Origin of the sequence: Helcococcus sp. KG196, assembly GCF_046035495.1 — a bacterium.
GTDB classification, from domain to species: Bacteria; Bacillota; Clostridia; order Tissierellales; family Peptoniphilaceae; genus Helcococcus; species Helcococcus ovis.
In genome coordinates this window covers 56659-80874 of record NZ_JBFNFI010000002.1, presented here as the reverse complement: position 1 = coordinate 80874, position 24216 = coordinate 56659, and the positions used below count along the sequence as shown (strand labels likewise).

Here is a 24216-nt window from a genome sequence, read left to right as displayed (position 1 = left end):
TTTTTTAGGAGCAAAAATGAAAAAATTAAATGATATTATCGAGATTTTAAAAAAATTTAGTTTATTTATAGATTCTAATATAGAAGATATAGATATAGAAGAAATTACTTATGATTCCAGAAATGTTAAAAACAATACATTATTTTTTTGTAAAGGATTAAATTTTAAGGAAGAATATTTATTGTCATCAAAAGAAACCGGTGCTGTATGTTATGTTTCAGAGAAAAAATATGATGTTGATATGCCTTATATTTTAGTTAATGATATAAGAATAGCAATGATGGAAATTTCTAGATTTTTTTATGATTATCCTGATAGAAAAATAAAAACTATCGGTGTTACCGGTACAAAAGGCAAATCTACTACGGTAATGTATATTAAAAATATTTTAGATGAATATTTACGTAAAAATTCAAAAAAACCTGCCGGATTAATTTCATCAATTGATGTTTATGATGGTATATCAACAATTGGAGCATCTTTAACTACACCGGAAGCTATTGATTTATATAGATATATTAAAAATGCTGTTGATTCAGGGTTAGAATATATGATAATTGAAACATCATCACAAGCATTAAAATATTATAGGGCGAATAATTTAGATTATGACGTTACAGTTTTTTTAAATATTGGAGAGGATCATGTAAGTCCATTAGAACATGATTCTTTTGAAGATTATTTTAGTTCAAAGTTGAAAATATTTACAAATAGCAAATTTGCCATTTATAATAAAGAAATGGATTATGTAGATAAAGTTGAAAAAATCATAAGAGAAAAAAATCTAGACTCAAGGACATTTTCAAAGAAAGAAAATTCAGATATAAACTTATTAGATTATGAGTTTAAAAATAATTATTTGGAATTTAAAATTAAATACAAAAATAAAATTGAAAAATACGAAATTCACCAATTTGCGACTTATAATATAGAAAATGCAATGGCTGCAATTTTAGTTTCTAAACATTTTGATGTTGATTATGATTTGATCTTTAATGGATTAAAAACAACAGAAGTGGATGGGAGAGAAAGTATATTTATATCAAATGATGAAAAATATGTATTGTATGTTTCCTATGCACATAATGAATTGAGTTTCCAAAAAACTTATGATTTCATTAAAGAAAGATTTAAAAATTATAGTATAATTTCAATTTATGGTATAAGTGGTAATGTTGCTGAAAATAGATTAAACGGATTAGTAAAGACATCAACTAAAGTTTCAGATTATATATATATTGTACCAGAGGATTCTGGATATACTTCTTATGATGATATTTCTAAAAAAATAATTAATAAGATAAGTCCGATTACAAGTAATTATATGAAAATGGATGATAGGGAAGAAGCTATTAGATATGCTTTTGAAAATTCCAGTGATAAAACAGTTATATTTATTGCAGGCAAAGGAAATGAAGATTTTCAAAAAATTAATGGAAAAAAAATAAAAATAAAAAGCGATTATCAAGTAGCAAAGGAAATAATCAAAGATTATAATTTAAGAGATTGAGAGTATATCATGAAAAAAAATTTTATTAATAACATAAAAAAAATTAAATCAAATAAAGAATTAATATGGGCATTTTTAAAATATCAAATTATAACTAAAATTTTTTTGATATTGGTAATTTTTCCAGTCTTAAAATATCTTTTAAGATTAGTATTATTGTCAATGGGCAGAAGGTCAGTAACAAGTGGTGATTTTGTTAGTGGTTTATTAAGTTTTAGAGGTACCGGTATTCTTATATGTACCTTGCTTATTATTTTCTTTTTAACAATTTTTGATATAAATACTTTTATAGTATCAAGTGCATTGTATAAAGAAAATAAATTTAATCCGGGCTTAAGAAATATGATTTTACTTGGAATTAAATCATTTAAAAATTTATTGAATATTTCAGGAGTTTTTATAGCTATTTATGTAGCTTTAGCTTTTTCCTTATTAGGATTTAGGATAATATACACTCCTATTACAAATTTTCAAATACCAAATTTTATTAAAGAATTTTTATTCTCCAATGATATATATTTTTTAGCATATTATATAATTGGTTTTATTATAATAATTACTCTAATAATTTATATATTTACTTTTCATTTTTTAACTATAGAGGATATGTCTTTAGTTGATGCCATGAAGAGCTCTCGAAAATTAATATTAGAAAATAAAAAAGATTTTATTATAAGGTTTATCATACTTAAGATGTTAATGTGGTTTATAGTATATGTAGGATTTAACTTTTTAATTTTAACAATTATTAATTATATTAATAGCTTAAATATTTCTATGTTTATATCAAGGGTATTTACCATATTTTTATCTTTTAGTTTATATCAATTTTTGACGTTAGTTATACTTATGATAGCACCATATTTTATAAGTGAATTAACAAATCTTTATTATGATTATAGAAAAAATAATCTTGATAATGAAAAATTTATAAAATATTACTCTATAGAAAAACAAAATGTAAAAAGCAAGATAGATTTTAAGAAATATGGAATTATTTTTGGTGTAGGTTTATTTGTATTTAATGTTTTATTTTCTATAATAAATTCTTATTTTTTTGATAATTTATATAGAGAATCTAGTGTGGTAAATATTGTTGCACATAGAGCGGGTGGATTTTTAGAAGTTGAAAATAGTATAGAAGGGCTGAAAAAGGCAATAGAATTTAAGGCAGCTTATAGTGAAATAGATGTTCAAAGAACCAAAGATGGACATTATATTATTAATCATGATAATACATTAAATAGATTAACAGGGGTAGATTTAAAATCAAGCCAATTAAATTTAAAAGAAATCAAAAAATTAAATTTAAAAACAAGTTCGAATTCTTTTAAGAAGGGGCAAAAGATTGCTACAATAGAAGAAATGTTGGATGTATCAAAGGGAAAAATTAAATTATTAATTGAGTTGAAGGGTGCTACTGCTGATAAAAAGATGGTTGATGATTTAGTAAAAATTGTTAAAGAAAGAGATATGATAAATGAAACTGTATTAATATCTTTAGACTATAATTTAATTAAATATATTGAAGAAAAATATCCTGAAATTTATAGCGGATATTTGTACTATTTTTCATTTGGTGATTTAAGTGATTTAAAATGTGATTATTTCTTAATGGAAGAAAATCAGGTGACAGAATCATCTTTAGAAAAAATAAAATTGATGGGTAAAAAGGCTATGGTTTGGACTGTCAATAGTTATTATAATATGAAAAAGTTTACTAATATGAGTTTAGACGGTATTATAACAGATAGGGTCGAAGAATTAAAAAATCTTAAGGAAATCTTAAGTAAGAGAAGTGATTTTGAAATTATTTTAGATAATTTCTTATTTAATTAATAAAATATAAAAAACTGTATTAATCTTTCACTAAAAAGTAATTGATAATACAGTTTTTACATTTTATTTTACAATCCCATTTTCATCTACTAAAATACATTCAATTCCAAAAAGTTTAAGAGATTCAATTATTTCTGGATCTGCATCAGAATTAGTAATTAAAATATCTACATCTCTTACATCTCCTGATACAAATGCACTTTTATGATTCAATTTAGAGCTGTCAACACATAATATAACTTTGTTAGCTCTTTCAATCATTGCTTTGTTGATTGCTACTTCATCAATATTAGCTGTTGTAATGCCTTCAGTAATGTGAAATCCACTTGCTCCTAAAATTGCTTTATTTGCCTGAGTATTTATTATATTATTTAGTGCGAATTCTCCCGTTAAAGCAGATTTTGGTTTTTTTATTTCTCCGCCGGTTAAAATTATTTTTATTTTAGGTAATGTATGCATGGTTAAAACATTTCCATTATTAGTAATTACTGATACAAACTTTGAAGGTTCTATATATTTTATACTTTGTATACTTGTATATGCCGAATTTATAAAAATTATATCGTCATCATTTATTAGTGTCGCAGCTATTTTAGCAATTTGATTTTTTTTGTTTTCCGTTATAGATTTTCGTATTTCATTTGAACTTATAGCTGAAACATATCCATGGTATTTATATATTAAATTTTTATTATGTAGATACTCAATATCCCTTCTAATAGTTGGAAGGGAAACGTTTAATTTTTCTGCTAGATTAATATTTGTTGATTTTTTTAATTCATTTATTAATAGTAATAAATTTTTTCTTCTTTTATTAATTATATCTTTGCTATGTTTCATAATTTTCCTTTTAAATAATGTAATGAGGTTTAAATCTGTATTTTTATTAGATTATACTCTTTGAAAATATTTTAGTCAAATATTAAAAATAATTAATAATAAGGTTTTCGTATTTAATATTTCAAAAGAACATAAAAAATAATCAAAACTTATTTATATTTTCTTTTTTATTCAAAAGAAAATAAAAAAGAAAAATTTTATGTTTTTATTTAAATAAAATAATTGACTTAAAGAAAGAAATGTTTTACAATCCATTTGTAAAGGTAATCATAAAATTATTAGGAGGGTATTATGTCAAAAATTGATGAAATTACAAGGGAGTCATGGATACTAAAAACATTTCCTGAATGGGGTACATGGCTAAATGAAGAAATAGAAAACGAAATTGTTGCTGAAAATAAAGTTGCTATGTGGTGGCTTGGAAATATGGGATTATGGGTTAAATCTCATGGGGGAGCAAATTTGTGTGTGGACTTATGGGTTCAAACAGGAAAAAAGACTCAAAAAAATAAACTTATGAAAGAAAAACATCAACATCAAAGAGCAGTTGGATGTGTAGCACTTCAACCAAATTTAAGAACAACACCATGTGTTATTGATCCATTTGCAATTAAGGAATTAGATGCTATAATATCTACACATTCGCATAGTGATCATATTGATATAGATGTTGCAGCTGCAATAATGCAAAATACTAAAGATACGAAATTTATCGGACCTAAAAGCTGTACCGATATTTGGAGAAAGTGGGGTGTTCCTGAAGAAAGACTTGTTACAGTGAAACCTGGTGATGAATTTGAAATAAAAGATACGAAACTTAAAGTATTTGATTCATTTGATAGAACTATGCTTTTAACTGTAGATGAAGATGTTGTATTAAAAGATAATATGCCACCTGAAATGTCAGAATTAGCAGTTAATTATTTAATAGAAACAAGTGGCGGAAATATTTATCACGCAGGCGATTCACATCATTCAAACTATTTTGTAAAACATGGTAATGAAAATAAAATTGATGTTGCAATAGTTGGATATGGCGAAAATCCTAGAGGAATGACTGATAAATTAACATCATCTGATGTTTTAAGGGTAGCGGAAGAATTAAAGACACAAGTTGTTATACCTGTTCATCATGATATTTGGTCAAATTTTTTAGGTGATCCAAAAGAAATAATGATGTTGTGGAACTATAAGAAATATAGATTAAATTATAAATTTAAGCCATATATTTGGCAACCTGGTGGAAAATTCATTTTCCCTGATAATAAAGACGATTTAGAGTATATGTATCGTAGAGGATTCGAAGATGCATTTACAATTGAACCTGATTTGCCATATAAAGCATTTTTATAAAATAAATAATTAGGATGGAGGAAAAAATGGAATATTTGGAAATGGTATGGAAATTTATAGTATTTAATATACTAACTAAACCTGCATATTTAATAGGTTTTATGGTTCTTTTGGGATATATTTTGCTAAAGAAACCTTGGTATGAAAGTTTAAGTGGGTTTATAAAAGCTACAGTAGGGTATTTTATATTAGCAGTAGGTTCTGGTGGACTTGTAAGGACTTTCAGACCAATTTTAGTTGGATTAAAGGAAAAATTTAATTTATCAGCTATGGTTATTGACCCATATTTTGGACAAAATGCTGTGCAATCAGCTATGACAAAATTAGGAAGGTCTTTTTCTCAAGTTATGATACTTCTTCTAATTGCTTTTATATTTAATTTGATTTTAGTAAGATTACAAAAATTCACAAAATTAAGAGCAGTATTTACAACAGGGCACGTTCAAATGCAACAAGCGGCAACAGCTTTTTGGTTAATATTATATGCATTTCCGGGACTTGGAGATACACCAATGTTAATTATAATGGCTATTTTACTTGGAACATATTGGGCTGTAGGATCAAACCTTACAATTAAACCTACACAAGAAGTTACTGATGGTGCAGGATTTGCACTAGCTCATCAACAAATGTTTGGAGTATATTTGATGAGTAAGCTATCAGAATATATCGGGAAAAAATCAAAAAATTCTAAAAAATTAGAGGATATAGAATTACCAGGTTGGTTATCAATTTTTAATGATAATATGGTTTCAACGTCATTATTAATGACAGTATTTTTCGGAACTATATTATTAATTTTAGGACAAGACTATTTAATAGCTGCAAAATTCTTAAAACAAGGAGATTCATTTGCTTTTTATATACTAACGACTGCATTACAATTCGCAGTATATTTAGCAATATTGCAATTAGGTGTTAGAACATTTGTTACAGAACTTACGGTTTCATTCCAAGGTATCTCAAATAAATTGTTACCGGGTGCTGTACCGGGAATTGACTGTGCAGCAGTTTATGGTTTTGGATCTCCAAATGCAATAACAATAGGATTTTTATTTGGTGCATTAGGACAATTCTTAGCGATAATAACTTTAATTTTATTAAAGAGTCCTACAATTGTAATAGCAGGATTTGTACCTGTATTCTTTGATAATGCAACTATTGGGGTTTTTGCGAATAACAAAGGTGGATTAAAGGCTGCTATTATAACACCATTTATAAGTGGTTTAATTCAAGTATTTGGTTCAGCATTTATAGCATCATTAGTTGGGTTATCATTACATGGTGGATATTTAGGAATGTTTGACTGGGCAACAGTATGGCCTGCATTTACAATTATAATGAAATATTTAGGATATGTGGGAGTTGGAATAATTACTATAGTTTTATTGATTATACCTCAGTTACAGTATAAAAAAGATAAAGAAAATTATTTCTTGATAACTTCTGATTATGAACAATACAAAAAAAATAAAAATAAATAGGAGATAAAAATGAAAGTTTTAGTTTGTTGTGCTAATGGAGCAGGGACAAGTTTATTAATGGAAATGAAAGTTAAACAAGCATTTGCTGAATTAAATATAAAAGCTGATGTTTCTCATACATCATTATCAGAAGGTAAAAATTCATCAAGAAATTATGATGTAGTTGTATGTAGTTTAGCATTTGAAAAAAACTTTGATGAATCTAAAAATTTAGGAGTTAAAGTTATAGGGATTAAAAATATTTTATCATTAGATGAAATTAAAACTAAGTTAGTTGAAGCAGGTATTGCAAATTAATTTTAGATTCGGAAAGTAGGAAGTAATGTACGATTTAAGAAATTTAACAATTGATGATATAGAGCTTAATATTGACTCAAAGGATTGGATAGATTCAATAAGAAAAGCATCAGTTAAATTAATAGATAGAAAGATTATTGAAGAAAAGTATGTAGATGCGATGATAGATAGTGTACTAAAATTTGGACCTTATATAGTTATAGCTAAGAATGTTGCTTTAGCTCATGCAAGACCCGAAGATGGTACTATTGAGACAAAATTGTATTTTACAACATTAAAAAATGATATTGAATTTGGTGAATTTGATAATGACCCGGTAAAACTATTGATAGTTTTATCTGCTAAAGATAGTGACAGTCATTTGGAGTTATTGTGTCAGTTAGGCACTATATTAGAAAATAGAGAAATAGTTGAAAAGCTTTTAGATGCTAAAACAAAAGAAGAGTTTCTAAATGTTATTTTGGAGGCTTTAGATGAAATTCAATAAACAAATAATTGCAGAAATGGAAAAAGCATATTCTGTTAATAATTTTATTGTTGACGGAAAATTAAAATTTATAGTTGGTACTGAAAAAAATGGGCCATTAAACTTATTTGATGCAAATGGTAAATATGAGGAAACTATTGTAGAGGAATATGGAGGGGTAATGTCAATTATCCCCGTTCCAAATCAAGAAAATAGCTTTTTAACCACATATAAATTTTATTCTCCAAATGATGGATATGATGCTAAAATTGTTCAGGTAAAAAAACGTAATGGAAATTGGACTGTTAATGTGATAACTGATTTACCATTTGTTCACAGATTTGATATTTTAAGCAATGGTAAAGAAAACTATTTAATAGCATGTACAATAAAAAGTGGATTTGATTTCAAAAATGATTGGAATCAGCCCGGAAAAATTTATATTGCAAAATTACCTGAAAATTTAGATAACTTTAATGAAAAAAATCAATTAAAGGTTGAAGTATTAAAAGATGGATTAACAAAAAATCATGGATTTTATAAGGTAAATGGTGAGAAAGAATATGCTCTAATCACATCGGAAAATGGAATATTTAAGGTTATCCCACCTCAAAAAAGCGATGAATGGTTAATAGAAAAAATTTTGGACCAATCGACGTCAGATTCTTTAATATATGATTTAGATGGTGATGGAAAAAATGAATTAGTAACATTTTCAGAATTTCATGGCGATCATCTAGATATTTATAAAGAGGTTAGTGATAACAATTATGAAAAAATATATTCATATAAAAAACCTATAAGATTTTTACATGCACTTAATGTTCAAGTTATAAATGGTAAACCTTTATTATTTGTTGGACATCGTGGTGGTGAAAGAGATTTATTTGCATTAACATTTAATGATACTCTTAATACATTTGATAGAATTGATATTGATAGTAAAATTGGACCTGCTAATGTATCATCTTATATTTTTGAAAATAAGTATAGAATTGTATCAGCTAATAGAGAAACTAATACTGTTACATTTTACACATTGGAGGACTAAATGAAATATCAATTAGGACTTTATGAAAAAGCATTACCTAGTAATTTAACTTGGGAAGAAAAATTTAATATTGCCAAATCTGCGGGTTATGATTTTTTAGAAATTAGCATTGATGAGACAGATGAAAAGTTAAGTAGATTAGATTGGACTAAAGAAGAGATTAATTCATTGATTAGTATTATGCAAAAAACAGATTTTCCTATTAGATCAATGTGTTTAAGTGGACATAGGAAATATCCTTTGGGATCATTAAATGAACAAACCCGTCTGAGAAGTATTATGATTGCAGAAAAAGCTATTAATTTAGCGGATAAATTAGGAATTAGGATAATACAATTAGCAGGATATGATGTTTACTATGAAAAAAGCAATGATGAAACTAAAAAACTATTTGAAGTAAATTTAAGAAAAATGGTAGAAATGGCATCTGCTAAAGGAATATTATTAGGTTTTGAAACTATGGAAACTGAATTTATGGATACAGTATCAAAAGCGATGGAATATGTAGAGAAAATTAATTCACCATATTTAGGGGTGTATCCTGATTGTGGTAATTTGAATAATGCGGCAATAAAATATGATAGAGATATTTTAGATGATATAGATGCCGGTGTGGGGAAAATACTTGCTTTTCATATTAAAGAGACTGTTCCGGGGAAATATAGAGATATGCACTTTGGTGAAGGCGATGTAGATTTTGATAAAATATGTAAAAAATTATATGAATTAAAGATAAATAGATTCGTTACTGAATTTTGGCATTTAGGTGAAGATAACTATATAGAAATTGTAAATGAACAATGCAAATTTGCTAAAAATGTTCTTGCTAAATATTACAATTAGGAGGGATTATGCTTGAAGAATTGAAAAAAAGAGTTTATGAGGCAAATTTACTTCTTCCAAAATATGATTTAGTAAAATTTACTTGGGGAAATGTAAGTGAAATTGATGAAGATAGCAAAATTGTCGCTATTAAACCCAGTGGCGTTGATTATGATAAATTAAAAGTTGATGATATAGTTTTAGTGAATCTTGACGGAGAAATAGTAGAGGGGGATAAAAAACCTTCATCGGATACGAAAACACATTTGGAGATTTATAAAAAATTTCCGGAAGTAAAAGGTATAGTTCATACTCATTCTCCATATGCAACATCATGGGCTCAAGCCGGGATAGATATACCATGTTTTGGAACTACGCATGCAGATTATATTTATGGCGATGTACCGGTTTTAAGAAATTTAACTCAAGAAGAGATTGATGATGATTATGAAAAAAACACAGGATTATTAATAGTTGATTATATGAAAGATAAAGAATTTACAAAAACTCCAGCTGTTTTATTGAAAAATCACGGATCATTTGTTTGGGGGGAAGATTGTTTTGATGCGGTGCATAATTCTGTTGTATTGGAAGAAGTTGCAAAAATGGCTACTTTTACAATTTTGATAAATCCAAATGCTGAAAAAACACCAAAAAGAGTTCAAGATAAACATTATTATAGAAAACATGGTAAAAATGCTTATTATGGACAGTAATTGATAAGGAGATAATATGAAGTTTTTTTTAGATACGGCAAATGTTGATGAAATAAAAAGAATAGACGATCTAGGTTTGGTAGATGGGGTTACTACAAATCCTACACTAATTTCTAGAGAAGGAAGGGATTTTGAAGAAGTAATCAAAGATATTTGTTCATTTGTAAAGGGACCGGTTTCTGCAGAAGTTATAGGTTTAACATCTGAAGAAATGGTTAAAGAAGCTAGAATAATTTCTAAATGGGCAGATAATATTGTTGTTAAAATTCCGATGACTGAAGAAGGATTAAAAGCAATTAAAATTTTATCACAAGAAGGAATAAAAACTAACTGCACTTTAATTTTTTCAGTGGCTCAAGGGCTGTTAGCTATGAAAGCCGGAGCTACATATATAAGTCCATTCATTGGAAGAATAGATGATTTAGGTAAATCCGGTATAGAGTTAGTTGAAGATTTGAGATATATAATAGATATGTATAATTTCAAATCGGAAATTATAGCTGCATCTGTAAGGACATTAGCTCATGTTGAGGAATCAGCAAAGGCAGGGGCACATATTGCAACAATACCTGGAACATTATTCCCTAAATTATGGAATCATGCTTTAACTGATAAAGGAATTAATGATTTTTTAAGTGATTGGGAAAAATATAAAAAATCTATGAAATAATTTTATATAACGGGAGAAAATGAAAATTGTCATATCTCCCGTATATTTTATAAAAATTTAGTGTAATTTTAGAGAGGAATATTATGGAAAAGAAAGTTATTGATACGATAAGAGTATTATCTGCAGAAATGGTTTTAAAAGCAAATTCTGGACATCAGGGGACTCCAATAGGGGCTTCTCCAATAGGATATGTTTTATATAATGATGTAATGAAATATAATCCTAAAAATCCGAAATGGTTTAATAGAGATAGATTTATTTTATCAGCAGGTCATGCATCAGCTTTACAATATTCTTTATTACATTTATTTGGTTTTGATTTAAGTATGGAGGATATAAAAAATTTCAGACAATTGGGCTCAAAAACACCGGGACATCCAGAATATGGATACACAGATGGTGTTGAGGTTACAACCGGACCATTAGGACAAGGTGTTGCTAATGCTGTTGGCTTTGCAATGGCGGAAAAACATTTAGCTGCAAAATATAATACAAAAGAAATAAAATTAATAGATCATTACACATATGTGTTAGCTGGTGATGGATGTTTGATGGAAGGTGTGTCAAATGAAGCATCATCTTTAGCGGGTACATTAGGACTTGGAAAATTAATCATGTTGTATGATTCTAATAAAATTACGATTGATGGAACAACTGAAATAGCATTTTCTGAAAATGTTGCAAAAAGATATGAAGCATTAGGATGGCAAGTATTAGATGTAAAAGATGCAAACGATATTAATGCGATTAGAGAAGCTATTGAAGATGCTAAAAAAGATAGTAAAAGACCAACATTAATAGAAATTCATTCTAAAATAGGATATGGAACTAATAAGGAAAATACATCAGCTGTTCATGGTAATCCCTTAAAATTGAATGATATAGAAGAAATGAAGTTAAATTTAGGATATAATGTTAAAGAAATGTTTACAATCGATAAGGATGTAAGGTCATATTTGGATAATGTAATATCAAGACATAAAACATATGAAGATGAATGGAATAAATTATTAAATGAATATAAAAATAAGTATCCTGAAAAATATGAATCATTTATAAATGCTGTTAATAATTCTTATGATTTTAGTTTTCTGAATGAAGAAGATTATTATAAATTTGATAAGGATTTGGCGACTCGAGCTTCTTCCGGAGTTGTAATTAATAAAATTGCAAAATATTTTGATGGATTTTTTGGAGGTTCTGCTGATTTAGCCGGTTCAAATAACACTACAATAGAAGATGAAACATTCTTTTCGAAAGAAAATCCTATTGGAAAAAACATTCATTATGGTATAAGAGAACATTCAATGGCTGCTATGGCGAATGGAATAAGCTTACACGGAGGTTTATTACCATATACAGGTACATTTTTATCATTTGCTGATTACATGAAACCTGCTATAAGATTATCTGCTTTAATGCATCAAAAAGTAGTGAATATATTCACTCATGATAGTATTGGATTAGGAGAAGATGGTCCTACACATCAAGCTGTTGACCAATTACCAATGTTAAGGTCAATACCAAATTGTATAACTCTTAGACCTGCTGACAACAGAGAAACTGCGGCATCATGGTCATATATATTACAATCTAAAGGTAGACCTGTTAATTTAATACTAACAAGACAAGTTGTGCCATCAATAGAAAATACAGGAATCAATTTATTTAAGGGAGCATATATCTTAAAAGATTTTGGAGATAATCCTGAAGTTATATTAATGGCATCAGGCTCAGAGCTTCAATTAGCATATAAAGTTGCTGAAAAATTATTTGAACAAGGAAAATCTTCAAGAGTTATTTCTTTCCCTTCAATTGAATTATTTGAGGAACAATCAGATGAATATAAGAAAGATTTATTACCGGATAATATAAAAAATAGGGTATGCATAGAAGCCTCATCAGAAAAATCATGGTATAAATACTTAGGCATAGATGGGTTATTAATAGGAATGGAAACATTTGGAACATCAGCACCGGCTGAAGTTGCTTTTGAATATTTTGGGTTTACAGTAGATAAAATTTTACACAAAATTAATAAAAAATATTATAACTAATAGTAAAAAAAGATAGTATAAATTATTTCAAGTTAAATAATTTAGCTATCTTTTTAATATTTAAAAGTTCTAAAAATAATTTTAAATATTAATTTTTTGTAACAATAATGACAGTTACAAATTCTAAAAATATGTTAATATAAATATATAAAGTTTAAGGAGGTAATTTTGAAAAATATAAAAATATATATGCTTGATTTTGTTTATTCACAGCATTTATGTAAATTATTAAACCGTTATGATGATATAAATTGTAGTATTGTCGAAGAATATAATAAAAAAGATACAAATTATATATATGTTACAGACTTTTACGTTGAAGATAATATTAATTTAATAAAGTTAACAAGCGAAAAGGAAAAGTATCAAAATGTTGACAATATATATCAAATGATTATTAATAAATATACTTTAATTAATCATTATTCTAAAGAAGTTAAAATAATTTCATTTGTAAATATTACAGAAAATAAGCCTTGTAACAAATTAGCCACTGATTTATATAAGGAATTTAATAAAAAATATAATTCTCTTTTATTAAATTTTAATTACTATTACAATTATAATTTGGTAGAAAATGAATTAGGAATAGACTCTTTATTATTTGTAGAAGAAAATAGTGGAGATGTTGCTGTTAATAGTTATAAAAATTTTAATTATATTGGTGCTTCTTCTATACCGATTGAAACAAATAAACTTGAAAATACTAAAAAAATATTAAAAACTATAAAAAAATTAAATTATAATTATATTATAGTCGATTTAAATTTTAATTTAACACAAAGAAATTTAGAAATCTTAAAATATTCAGATATAATTATATATTATTTTCCTACAAATTCCGACGAAATTTTTATTTCAAAAAACATTCAAAATATAAATAATTTTCTAAATAATACCAATGATACAAAATTGACAATTGAAATTAGGCCTATAAAATCAGGATATAATTTAAGACTTAATAATGAAAATATAGAAATCAATTCTTTATCAAAAATGGTTGATTTAATATGATTGATTATAAAGATGTAAAAAAATATATTAAGAGTTATGAAATTATAACGCTTAATGATAATCAATTAAATCAGTATTTTAATAATGCAATCTTAAATTATTGTAATGCAGAAAAAATAACAATTGATATTGATGAAATAAAAGTTATTATAAAAGATTTATATTTTGAATATAGAGGGTTAAGCATAATAGATAAACTGTTAGAAGATGATGAAATAAATGAAATAATGGTTAATTCATTTGATAATATTTTTATAGAATATAAAGGAAAAATGGTAAAAAGTAATCTTAAATTTTCTAATGATGAACATTATAACAGGATTATACAAAAAATAGTTAGTGATGCTGGAAGAGAGGTTAATGTTTCAAATCCAATAGTTGATGCAACATTATACGATGGGTCAAGAGTTAATATTGTTCTTCCTCCAATTTCTAAAGATAATCCTTCAATGACTATAAGAAAATTTTCTAATAAAGTAATTACTATAGATGATTTAATTCAATTTAATACAATTGATGATAAAGTTGCTAAATTTATTAATGATATAGTAAAAGCTAAGTATAATTTAATAATTAGTGGAGGGACTTCAACAGGTAAGACAACTTTTTTAAATGCTATTTCAGAATTTATTTCAAATGATGAAAGAATCATTACAATAGAGGATTCTAGAGAACTTAATTTAATTAATAAAGAAAATTTAATAAGCTTAGAAACTAGAAATTCTAATAATTCTAAAAGAGGGGAGATTAACATTAAAGAACTTATTAAAACATCATTAAGAATGAGACCTGATAGAATAATTGTAGGTGAAGTTAGAGCTGATGAATCATTAGATATGCTGCAAAGCATGCAAACTGGACATGAAGGAGCTTTAACTACTATTCATGCCAATTCTGGAAGAGATTTATTGTCAAGGCTTGAAACAATGGTTTTAAGAGCGAGTGATGATATTCCGTTGGAGGCTATTAAAAGATTAATTAATTCTTCAATAGAAATTGTTATTCAATTAAAAAGAGTTAATTATTTAAAAAGAAGAGTTGTAGAAATATCTGAAATAATGCAGGCTGAAAATGGAGATACCATTATAAATCAAATTTATAAATATAATTATAAAACTGATAAATTAGATAAAATAGGAGAAATTAAAAATGTAGAAAAACTTGAAAGGTTAAACAATGAAAAATAAACAAATTTTGAGCTATTTTATATCATTTTTTTTAGTATTTTTGTATACATATATTTTTTTTAATTCCTTAGTATTTTCTATTATATTTTCAATTTTAGTATCAATAAAATTTTATAAACATATTTTTGAAGTTTTTGAAAAGAAAAATTTAAGATTAAAAAGAATAATGTTTAGAGAATTTTTAGATATTTTGAATTCAAATATTATTTCCGGTGAAAATTTTTATAATTCATTAAAAAACACATCGAAAGAAATAAAAAATATTTTCCATGATAATACTTATTTAGTTAAATATCTTGATGATTTAGTTTTAGATATTGAAAATGGTAAAAATATCTCGACTGCCTTAAGTGATTTTAAGAAAAGAGCTGATTTAGAAGAAATAGACATTTTTGTAGATAGTATAATTTTATCAATTCAAATGGGTATAGATTTATCTAAAATTATAAATAATAGTAAAAATATGTTATCTGACAATATAAGTTTGGAGTTAGAGCTATCAACTATAGTGGATAATTCCAAAAAAGAATTTTTAATAATGATTTTTTTACCGATTTTTGTATTGCTTTTAGTTAATAATTCTTCTATTCATGGATTAAGACTATCAGATTATTTAATAAGAGTTCCTGTGTTTATTTCATTTGTTTTTGCATTTTTTTTAGGTGATAAAATTGTGAATTTGGAGGTGTAATATTAAATATTTATTTTTGATTTTATTTACAATTATTATTTTAACATCAAATATATTTTATATTATAAATTATAAAAAAATAATTTCTATTAAGGATACTTTTGATTATAAATCTGAATGGAAAAATAATTTAATTTTACCTTTTAATTATTTGGTAAATAAATATTATTACTTTTTTTCTAAACTTGTGTCTCCAAAATTAAAAATTGTAATTAAAAATTTATATGGAGAAGAAAATCTTAAATATCAAGAAATTTTATTTATCAGTATTAAGATTTGTATTTTATATAATTTAATTATTTTATTTTTATTTCTAATTTCGATATTTTATAATTTTCTATTGTTTGTCCTATTTTTAATTTTTATATTCATTTTTAATCATTATATAAATACTATAAATATTATTAAATATGAAAAACAGAAAAAGAAATTCAAAAATGATTTGCCGGCTTTTATATCAAGATTATCCTTAATGATAAATTCAGGAATACAGTTGAGAGTCGCTATAGATTTTATAACTAATAATTCAAATGGTGAAGTTGTTGAAAGCTTAAAATTAGTAAATTCTTTGATAAAAAATGGAATGAGTGAAGTAGAAGCTTACAATCTTATATTATCTAGAACTGATGATTTACTGATCAGAAAATTTATCAGTAATATTATTCAAAATATTGAGAAGGGAGGTGATGACTTAGAAAATATTTTAAAAATGGTAAAAAAGGAAGGTGATGAATTTAGAAAAAATGATCTAATACTTAAAACTCAAGAAGCAAATAGAAAACTGTTAATTCCAAATATAATTATTTTTATAGGAATATTACTTATGGTAATGATCCCGATTTTATTAAATGTTGCATAGGAGGAAAAATGTTAAGAAGAATATTTAATTCGTTTATCAAGAACAACAAAGGAGAAGTTAATATGATAGCTATAGTTTTAATATTATTAGTTGTAATTATATTAGCTGTTATATTTAAGGATGGATTAGCTAATTTATTAAAATTAATTTTTACAAGATTAGAAAATGATATTAGTAATTTTCAATAAAATAATAAAAAATGAGAAAGGAGGAGTACAATTTATAGAATCAGCAATTATATTTCCGGTTTTACTATTGTTTCTTAGTTTGTTGTTTGTTATATCTATAAAGATATTTAGTGCTAGTTTATTAGCTGAAAAATCATATGTTGAAGGTAGAAAACTTTTATTAAAAACGAAAAGTGATTTTAGATTGGCTAAAACTATTTCAAAAGAAGAAGTATTAAAGACTAATTTAGATTTACGAAATTTTTCAACAAATTTTATAAAAGATAAAATTAAATTAAAATTGTATGAAAATATATTTTATAATATTGTAAATATCAATAAAAATCAAGAATTGATAATAAGCACTAAAAAGATTTATCAATCTGATATAAATAGGAAATTAGATTTTGCGAAAGAAATATTGAATGATGTTAAGGATGTAAAATTTGGAAAATATACACTAAGTGGAATTTTTGATTGTGTAAAAGGATTAGCGGATAATATAAAAAATAAAATGATAAAATGATATACAAAAATAGGGGAGTAATATCAATATTTTTAGCTTTAATAATTCTTCCTGTATATTCATTTGCAATATTGACCATTGATATTGTTAAAATTTTTACTGCACAAACGCAGTTGCAAATAACCAATGAAAAAGCTATAAATTCTGTATTATCATATTATGATAAAAATTTGTACAAAAAATTTAATATTTTTGGAATAAATTATGATAAAAATTTTTTAACAGCTTATTTAGATGATGTATTAAGAGAAAATATAGAAAATGATACTAGCAAGTTCTACAATTCTTCACTAAAATCATCAGCGATAAAAATAAATGAGTCAGATTATTTATTGAATAATTCTAATTTAGAAAGACAAATAATTGATTACATGAAGCTTAAGGGACCGTATATGCTAAGTAAGGGAGTTTTAAATTTAATTGATATTACAAAAAATACAAAAAAATTTAATCATGTATTAGAAAAAAAATTAAACTATGAAGAAGAATATTCAAAAGTAAATGGAGGTTTAGATGATTTATTTAGATATATGAAGCAGTATGATGAGAAATTTGAAGAAATAAACTTAAATTTTTTTAATATAAATAAAAATTTAGATAAGTTAAAAAAAGAATTGAAAGAAAAATATAATTTGAATATTGGAAAAGACTTTAAGGGGGGATTTGATAAATTAGAAAAAACAAAAAAGATAGAAATTAATAATATAATAAAGGAGTATAACACTGCAAATTATAAATTAAGATCTGATATATCAATATTAAAAGTTTTATATGAAGATATGATTCATTCACTTAAATCTTTAAGTGAGTCATCAGACAATTTGCAAAAAAAGCTTAATGACTGGGGAAATTCAATTAAATATATGGAAAATTCAGAAGTTAAAAATAATTTTACTGCTGATTATAAATCAACTAAATTCGGTTTTACAAAGGATAATATTTATAGATTATTGAATAAATTAACTGAAACGCAGGGAAATATTGATAAAATGTTAAATATTTTAGATCCAAGCAATTCAGTTTATAATCTTAATATTGATAAAATTTCAAAAACAGTTGCTAAATTTGATATTAATCACATAAAAAAAATGCCCAGTTTGCGAAATTTTAAGATATATAAATTTGCATTAAACAATTTTAAATCAAAAATAGACTCAAAAAAATCATATGAAGCTAAAAAAAATAGAAAATTTTTAGAAAAATTTGGAGAAAATTTAGATGAAGTAAATAAAAAAAGTACAAATAAATCTTTAACAGATTTTATAAACTCTGAAAATAAAAATAAAATTATTGATTATTCATCATATGAAAATTTTAATATTAAAAATAAAAATAATATATCTAACTATAAAAATATACTAAATAATATCTCAGAAATATTTCCTTCTAACATATCTAAAAGTTTAGAAAATATATTAATATCACAATATATAATTGAAAAATTCAATAATAAACTTAAATACAATGAAGAGTTTAATAATCAAGTTGAGTATATTTTATTAGGAAATGACTTATTAAATAAAAATGAATCGAATATTAATAATTATATTTTTGGAATAAGATTTATCTTAAATTCTATTTATGCATATACAAATTCTGATTTAATAAATGAAGCAAATATAATTGCTACTGCAATAGCAGGTTTTACAGGATTTGGAGTTCCATTAATCAGATCTATGATACTTGCTTCAATGAGCTTTGGAGAAAGTATTATAGATTTAAAAACTCTAAATTCAGATAAAGCTTTAGAAGCTTTTAAAAACAAATCTAATTGGATTGTTTCTATCAAAGGATTACCAAAACTTTTGGGGAAGACTGTGAAAGATATTTCAAGTAGTGCTATAGATAATATTTATGAAATAATATCAGATTATACTGATGATAAGGTTGATAAATTAAATAAAAACTTAGATGAATTTATAAACCAAACTATAGATGGTGTAAGTCAGTCAATTATATCTGAAATTATTTCACCTCTACAAGTGGCGATTATAAATTCTGTAAATTTAGAAAAAGATGAGATTAATGAAAATATTAATGAAGCAATAAGAGATATTGAAAACTCTATAAATTCTGACGAATCCAATATAAAGGAGCTTAAAATAGACATTTTAAATTATCTCAAAAATAATATTAAGATATCCGAAAAAATAAAAGAAATATCAATGGATAATTATTTTGTGGATTTAACTAAAAAAATAGAATTTAAAATTATTAATTTTACATCTAAATATTCAAGAGAATTAAAGGATAAAATAAATTCAATATTAGATAAAAACAAAATTGATCAAAAAGAAAAAGTAAATAATTATATAGATTCATATGTCAAAAAATTAGGTTACAGCGGAGAAATTAAAACAAGAGGCGGTACAAGTGGAATGAGTTTTAAATATAAGGATTATTTAATATTATTAGGGTTTATTAGGCTATCAAGCGGAGATCGAGAAAATATAATTAAAAGAATAGGGCTTTTGATAGATTATGAAATAAAAAAAATTGATTCGAAATTTGATATTACAAATTTAATTGTAAATTTGTCTTTTGAAACGAAAATTGATATAAATACTTGGTTATTAAAAAAATACATATTTTTAGAAGAAATAAAAAGAGAGATTAATGGAGGTTATTAATGAAAAAAATACTAATTTTATTTACTATTATAGGGATTATTTTAACGGGTTGTCAAAATAAAGATTTAAGCCAAGGTGAAGATGAATTTGAGTTTAAACAAAAAATATCAGGAGTTAATATTTATTTACCTAAGAATTGGTTAACAAAAAGAGGCATATATGGCGATTATTATAATGAGATACAAAATTTTATATTATATAAAGATATTGAAACAGATAATCCTGAAAAAGAAATTATAGAATCGTTAAATTTTTATAGACATGATGATTTTAAAATGACTGAGGAATTTTCTAATTTATTAAGTAATAATGAGATAGAAATAGAAAGAAAAAATAATATTTTCAAATATATTAAAGGTAAAAAATTAGATAAAGTTATTGTGCTTATTGCATCAAAAAACAAAGAAAATTTGAATGACATTTATGAAAAAGTATTTAAATAGGGGATCTTTAACTATAGAAGCAAGTTTAGTTTTTATTCTATTTACAATAGGATATTTTATCGTAAATAATGTTGCCATTAGTATAATGACAGAATCTTTGACAAGAAAGGCATTATTTGAAACTGGTTTGGAATTTAGCACATATATAGAAGTTATAGATAAATTTGAATATACAAATTCATTAAAAACAACAACTTTTGATATAAAAGAGTACGAAAATATAATTACTGATGGGATAGGGAAAGAAATAAGTTTTGAAAATTTTAATGTTATTATAGCAGATTTGAAAAGATTATTAAAACATGATATGAGTGGTGAGTTTAAAAGAATAGTTTATAACAATATATTAAAAAAAATATTTTTAGTTAAATTAAATGATATTTCTAAAAATTTTAATTTAAATAAATCCACTATAATAAATGGAATTACGGGAATAGAGTTTTTTAATTCAAAAATTTTAGAAAACTCAAATAGATTAGAAATAAATTTGAAATATAAAAATGAAATTGGTAAATTTGGGTTTTTATCATATAAAAATGAGGTAATTCAAAAGTTTTTAATAGATACTTGGATTGTAAATCATAATAAAAAACATAAAAAATCTATTTGGGATGAAACAAATTTTGAAAGAGGCAGATATTTTGCCGGAAATGTTAGAAAAAATGACAAACTAATTGAAATAAAAATAGGAAAGGGTATTGATTTGTTTGATTTTGAAAATAATACTGCGATTAAAGTTTACTCAATAAATATTTTTGAAGAATTTTATTCAAATAAAAATTTAGATAAATATCAAATAAAAGAAGAATTTTTTAATTTGATTAAAACATATAAAAACAAATTTAAAAAAGACTTAATAAAATACAAAGAAATAGAAAGTATTTCAGGAAGAAAAATAAAACTAAATAATCCCAAAACTAAATTAATTTTAATCTTACCTGAAGAAGCTAAAAAATTAAGTGATATAGAGGTATATATTAAAAAGATAAATGATATTATACCATATGAAATAAGATATATGGAGAAAGCGTTTAATGATAATTAGTTTAATATTTTCATTATATATGAAAAATAAAAGGTATATAAATTATAAATATATATTTATAGCTTTAATGATTATAAATTTTTTAAATTTTAATTTATTCAATTATCATGATTATTTTATTATATCTATTTTATTGATTTTAAGCTTTATTGATATAAAAGAAATGATAGTTCCGAATTCTTTGGTATTAATTTTATCATTGTTTTCCTTAAAAAATTTCAATTATAATTTGCAAATCGAATTTTTTGATTATATTACAATAATATCTTTTATACTTCTAATATTTTACTCAGGAATCAAATCACAAATAGGAATGGGAGATGTGAAACTTTTAATATCTTTATATTTAAATAAAGGATTTGAATTTACGGGGCAGTTATTTTTTGTCATATCTATATTAGTTTTTTCTACATCAATATTTCTTTATTATAATTATAGAAAAAGTACAATCTCATTCCCTATGGTTCCTTTTATAACATTATCATACGTTTTACTAATGGGGGTATTATGAATAAATATATAAATTTTTTATTAATTTTATTTGTGTTTTTTTTGTGGATATTTATAACAAATAAAGATAATGAAAACATTAAAATTTCTAAAGAATATATAAAAAATGGTGATATGTATTTTGATAAAAAAATTTATTTAGATGCATTAGAAAATTATAAAAAATCATATGAATTAATTAATGATAAAAATATAAAAATAAAGATTTTTGAATCATATTTAGGTTTGGGCAAAAACAAGGAAGCTTTTTTATATCTAAATTCATCCAATTTTGATAATCAATTTATTTTAAAAAATCAGGAAAGAATATTGAATAAATTCATAAAACAAAAAGATTATAAAAATTATAATAAATATCTTAAACTATCGGACAAAAGCATTTATGAAAAATTTAATAATAAATATTTCGGAAAAATAATATATTTTGAAAACTTTTATGATGATGTTAATTATATTCCTTTGGATAAAGATAAATTTATAGTGAAAAATAGTGGTTGGAAATTTGTTAATAACAAGGGAAAGTTTGTTAGCCAAAGATACGATAAAATTTATGGATACGAAAATAATTTTATGACCGTAAATGACAAAAATATAAATATTATTATTGATAATAATAAAAACATAAGAGGAAAAATTATAAGTGGTAATATCTACAACTTTCAAAATAATTATATTGTAAAAAAAGAAAATGGAAAGTATATTTATATAACACGTTCTGGTGAGGAAAAATCATGTAGCTTTAATAAAGCTAGTAATTTTCAACAAAATTATGCAGTTGTAAATAATAAAATTATAAAAATAATTGATAAAAACTTTAATACAGTAAAAGTGTTGAAAGGAAATGACTTTAAGGTAGATATAAGAAACAATGCTATTTATAACAATAAAATAATTATTAAAAATAATAATAAATATATGCTATATGATATAAAAAAAGATCTATATTCAGCGGAATATGAGGATATTGATTTTGATTATGAAGGATTAATAGCTGTTAAAAAACAAGGCAAATGGGGATACATTGACTCAGATTTTAATAAGAAAATAGACTTTATTTATGATGATGCAAAATCATTTAGTAATGATGTTGGTATAGTAAAAATAAAAAACGAATATTATCTTGTAAATAAAAAAAATGAAAATATAAAAAAGTTGGATTTTGAAATATTTACGTTTAATAAAGATGGTATAAGTTTTGCTAAAAAACAGGGAAAATATGTAATGGTAAAATTAATGAGGAGAATTAATGATTAAAGAATTAAAAAATGAAAATATAAAAGATAATATAATCCTTAAAATGATTGAGTTAAACGAAATTGAAAATTTATTAAAATTCAAAATATACAAAAATAATATTGAATTTAATATTGATGGGAAAATTTCATTAGAACAAAAATTTAAGGGGCAAGTAAATGATAAATATTTCTTGGAAATATTTTATAAAATATTAGATGCATTATCAAAACTTGAAAAATATATGATTACATCTAACAATATATACTTAAATAGAAAAGAAATATATCTAGATCAGGATAATAATGTTTTTTTTATGGTAGATCTAGTTGGAAAATCAGAAAGTGATATTAAGGACATATACCAATATTTTATGGTAAATGTTAATTTTGATATTAAAAACAATTTAAATGAGTTATTTAGAATAAACACATATTTAAATTCAGAGTATTATACAGTAAATGGATTTAAAAATATATTAGAAGAAATATTAAAAGAAGAAATATTAAAAATAGATGAAGGCATTAGCCATAATAAAAGTGAAAAAGAAAAAGAAGATAAAATAGATAAAAAATTAATCAAGAAAAATAGAATATTTGAAGGCATAAGTAGTTATATCAAAAAATTTGATAAAAAAATTTGACAAAATAAAAAAACTAATGTAATATAAAAAAGTCGCTTGAAGTGATAAAAATATTTTGGAAATATAAAAAAATAATATTAAAAAAATATTGACAAAGTGATAAAAATAATGTATTATTAAATAGTCGCTTGAGAGAGTTTGAAAATAAAAGACTTGACAGGGG

General features: G+C 24.0%; 24 protein-coding genes. 23 read left to right on the top strand and 1 reads right to left on the bottom strand.

Features of this window, described 5'->3' with window-relative positions; translation table 11 throughout:
* Positions 1 to 16: 16 nt before the first annotated feature.
* Positions 17 to 1510, top strand: a complete 1494-nt coding sequence (locus ABGF45_RS01570) for a Mur ligase family protein (RefSeq protein ID WP_134743829.1) — start codon at positions 17 to 19, stop codon at positions 1508 to 1510.
* 9 nt (positions 1511 to 1519) lie between these two features.
* Positions 1520 to 3349, top strand: a complete 1830-nt coding sequence (locus tag ABGF45_RS01565) for a glycerophosphodiester phosphodiesterase family protein (protein WP_134743830.1) — start codon at positions 1520 to 1522, stop codon at positions 3347 to 3349.
* Positions 3350 to 3412: 63 nt separating this feature from the next.
* Here ABGF45_RS01565 and ABGF45_RS01560 read toward each other — a convergent pair whose 3' ends face one another.
* A complete protein-coding gene (locus ABGF45_RS01560) occupies positions 3413 to 4189 on the bottom strand; it encodes a DeoR/GlpR family DNA-binding transcription regulator (protein WP_134710467.1) in 777 nt (258 codons plus the stop codon).
* Between the two features lie 291 nt (positions 4190 to 4480).
* Here ABGF45_RS01560 and ulaG point away from each other — a divergent pair, with 291 nt between their 5' ends.
* The 21 genes from ulaG (at position 4481) to ABGF45_RS01455 (ending at position 24053) form a co-directional block, all read left to right on the top strand.
* Positions 4481 to 5542 (top strand): L-ascorbate 6-phosphate lactonase, encoded by a 1062-nt coding sequence (gene ulaG, locus ABGF45_RS01555; RefSeq protein ID WP_134710469.1) that lies wholly within the window; start codon positions 4481 to 4483, stop codon positions 5540 to 5542.
* A 26-nt stretch (positions 5543 to 5568) separates the two neighbouring features.
* The gene (locus ABGF45_RS01550; RefSeq protein WP_134743831.1) at positions 5569 to 7026 is read left to right on the top strand and encodes a PTS ascorbate transporter subunit IIC; all 1458 of its coding nucleotides are present in this window, start codon (positions 5569 to 5571) and stop codon (positions 7024 to 7026) included.
* Positions 7027 to 7035: 9 nt separating this feature from the next.
* Positions 7036 to 7323 carry a PTS sugar transporter subunit IIB gene (locus tag ABGF45_RS01545; RefSeq protein ID WP_134710473.1) on the top strand — a complete coding sequence of 96 codons (288 nt, stop codon included), beginning with the start codon at positions 7036 to 7038 and terminating at the stop codon, positions 7321 to 7323.
* Between the two features lie 25 nt (positions 7324 to 7348).
* Positions 7349 to 7810, top strand: a complete 462-nt coding sequence (locus ABGF45_RS01540; RefSeq protein WP_134710475.1) for a PTS sugar transporter subunit IIA — start codon at positions 7349 to 7351, stop codon at positions 7808 to 7810.
* Positions 7797 to 8840, top strand: a complete 1044-nt coding sequence (locus ABGF45_RS01535; RefSeq protein WP_134710477.1) for a hypothetical protein — start codon at positions 7797 to 7799, stop codon at positions 8838 to 8840. The genes ABGF45_RS01540 and ABGF45_RS01535 overlap by 14 nt, the downstream gene beginning before the upstream one ends.
* Positions 8841 to 9683, top strand: coding sequence for an L-ribulose-5-phosphate 3-epimerase (locus ABGF45_RS01530; RefSeq protein WP_134743833.1), 843 nt, complete (start codon positions 8841 to 8843; stop codon positions 9681 to 9683).
* An 8-nt stretch (positions 9684 to 9691) separates the two neighbouring features.
* Positions 9692 to 10378 (top strand): L-ribulose-5-phosphate 4-epimerase, encoded by a 687-nt coding sequence (locus tag ABGF45_RS01525; RefSeq protein ID WP_408112569.1) that lies wholly within the window; start codon positions 9692 to 9694, stop codon positions 10376 to 10378.
* 16 nt (positions 10379 to 10394) lie between these two features.
* On the top strand, positions 10395 to 11048 hold the full coding sequence (gene fsa / locus ABGF45_RS01520; protein ID WP_134710483.1) for a fructose-6-phosphate aldolase: 654 nt from the start codon (positions 10395 to 10397) through the stop codon (positions 11046 to 11048).
* Positions 11049 to 11131: 83 nt separating this feature from the next.
* Complete coding sequence (gene tkt, locus ABGF45_RS01515; protein ID WP_134710485.1) at positions 11132 to 13105, top strand: transketolase; 1974 nt, start codon at positions 11132 to 11134, stop codon at positions 13103 to 13105.
* Positions 13106 to 13273: 168 nt separating this feature from the next.
* Positions 13274 to 14119, top strand: a complete 846-nt coding sequence (locus ABGF45_RS01510; RefSeq protein WP_408112570.1) for a hypothetical protein — start codon at positions 13274 to 13276, stop codon at positions 14117 to 14119.
* Positions 14116 to 15306: a CpaF family protein gene (locus ABGF45_RS01505; RefSeq protein WP_408112571.1), complete on the top strand. Its 1191-nt coding sequence runs from the start codon at positions 14116 to 14118 to the stop codon at positions 15304 to 15306. The genes ABGF45_RS01510 and ABGF45_RS01505 overlap by 4 nt, the downstream gene beginning before the upstream one ends.
* Positions 15296 to 15997: a type II secretion system F family protein gene (locus tag ABGF45_RS01500; protein ID WP_134710491.1), complete on the top strand. Its 702-nt coding sequence runs from the start codon at positions 15296 to 15298 to the stop codon at positions 15995 to 15997. The genes ABGF45_RS01505 and ABGF45_RS01500 overlap by 11 nt, the downstream gene beginning before the upstream one ends.
* Positions 15998 to 16184: 187 nt before the next feature.
* Positions 16185 to 16856, top strand: a complete 672-nt coding sequence (locus tag ABGF45_RS01495; RefSeq protein ID WP_280633447.1) for a type II secretion system F family protein — start codon at positions 16185 to 16187, stop codon at positions 16854 to 16856.
* An 8-nt stretch (positions 16857 to 16864) separates the two neighbouring features.
* Complete coding sequence (locus ABGF45_RS01490) at positions 16865 to 17044, top strand: Flp1 family type IVb pilin (RefSeq protein ID WP_134710496.1); 180 nt, start codon at positions 16865 to 16867, stop codon at positions 17042 to 17044.
* Positions 17022 to 17549, top strand: a complete 528-nt coding sequence (locus ABGF45_RS01485) for a hypothetical protein (RefSeq protein WP_134710497.1) — start codon at positions 17022 to 17024, stop codon at positions 17547 to 17549. Before ABGF45_RS01490 ends, ABGF45_RS01485 begins: the two co-directional genes overlap by 23 nt.
* Complete coding sequence (locus ABGF45_RS01480) at positions 17546 to 20179, top strand: DUF5702 domain-containing protein (protein WP_134710499.1); 2634 nt, start codon at positions 17546 to 17548, stop codon at positions 20177 to 20179. Before ABGF45_RS01485 ends, ABGF45_RS01480 begins: the two co-directional genes overlap by 4 nt.
* A complete protein-coding gene (locus ABGF45_RS01475) occupies positions 20179 to 20622 on the top strand; it encodes a hypothetical protein (RefSeq protein ID WP_134710501.1) in 444 nt (147 codons plus the stop codon). The genes ABGF45_RS01480 and ABGF45_RS01475 overlap by 1 nt, the downstream gene beginning before the upstream one ends.
* Positions 20603 to 21667 carry a hypothetical protein gene (locus ABGF45_RS01470; protein ID WP_134710503.1) on the top strand — a complete coding sequence of 355 codons (1065 nt, stop codon included), beginning with the start codon at positions 20603 to 20605 and terminating at the stop codon, positions 21665 to 21667. The genes ABGF45_RS01475 and ABGF45_RS01470 overlap by 20 nt, the downstream gene beginning before the upstream one ends.
* Complete coding sequence (locus ABGF45_RS01465) at positions 21657 to 22178, top strand: prepilin peptidase (RefSeq protein ID WP_134710505.1); 522 nt, start codon at positions 21657 to 21659, stop codon at positions 22176 to 22178. The genes ABGF45_RS01470 and ABGF45_RS01465 overlap by 11 nt, the downstream gene beginning before the upstream one ends.
* Positions 22175 to 23431, top strand: coding sequence for a WG repeat-containing protein (locus tag ABGF45_RS01460; RefSeq protein WP_134710507.1), 1257 nt, complete (start codon positions 22175 to 22177; stop codon positions 23429 to 23431). The genes ABGF45_RS01465 and ABGF45_RS01460 overlap by 4 nt, the downstream gene beginning before the upstream one ends.
* Positions 23424 to 24053: a DUF6382 domain-containing protein gene (locus ABGF45_RS01455; RefSeq protein WP_134710509.1), complete on the top strand. Its 630-nt coding sequence runs from the start codon at positions 23424 to 23426 to the stop codon at positions 24051 to 24053. The genes ABGF45_RS01460 and ABGF45_RS01455 overlap by 8 nt, the downstream gene beginning before the upstream one ends.
* Positions 24054 to 24216 lie beyond the last annotated feature (163 nt).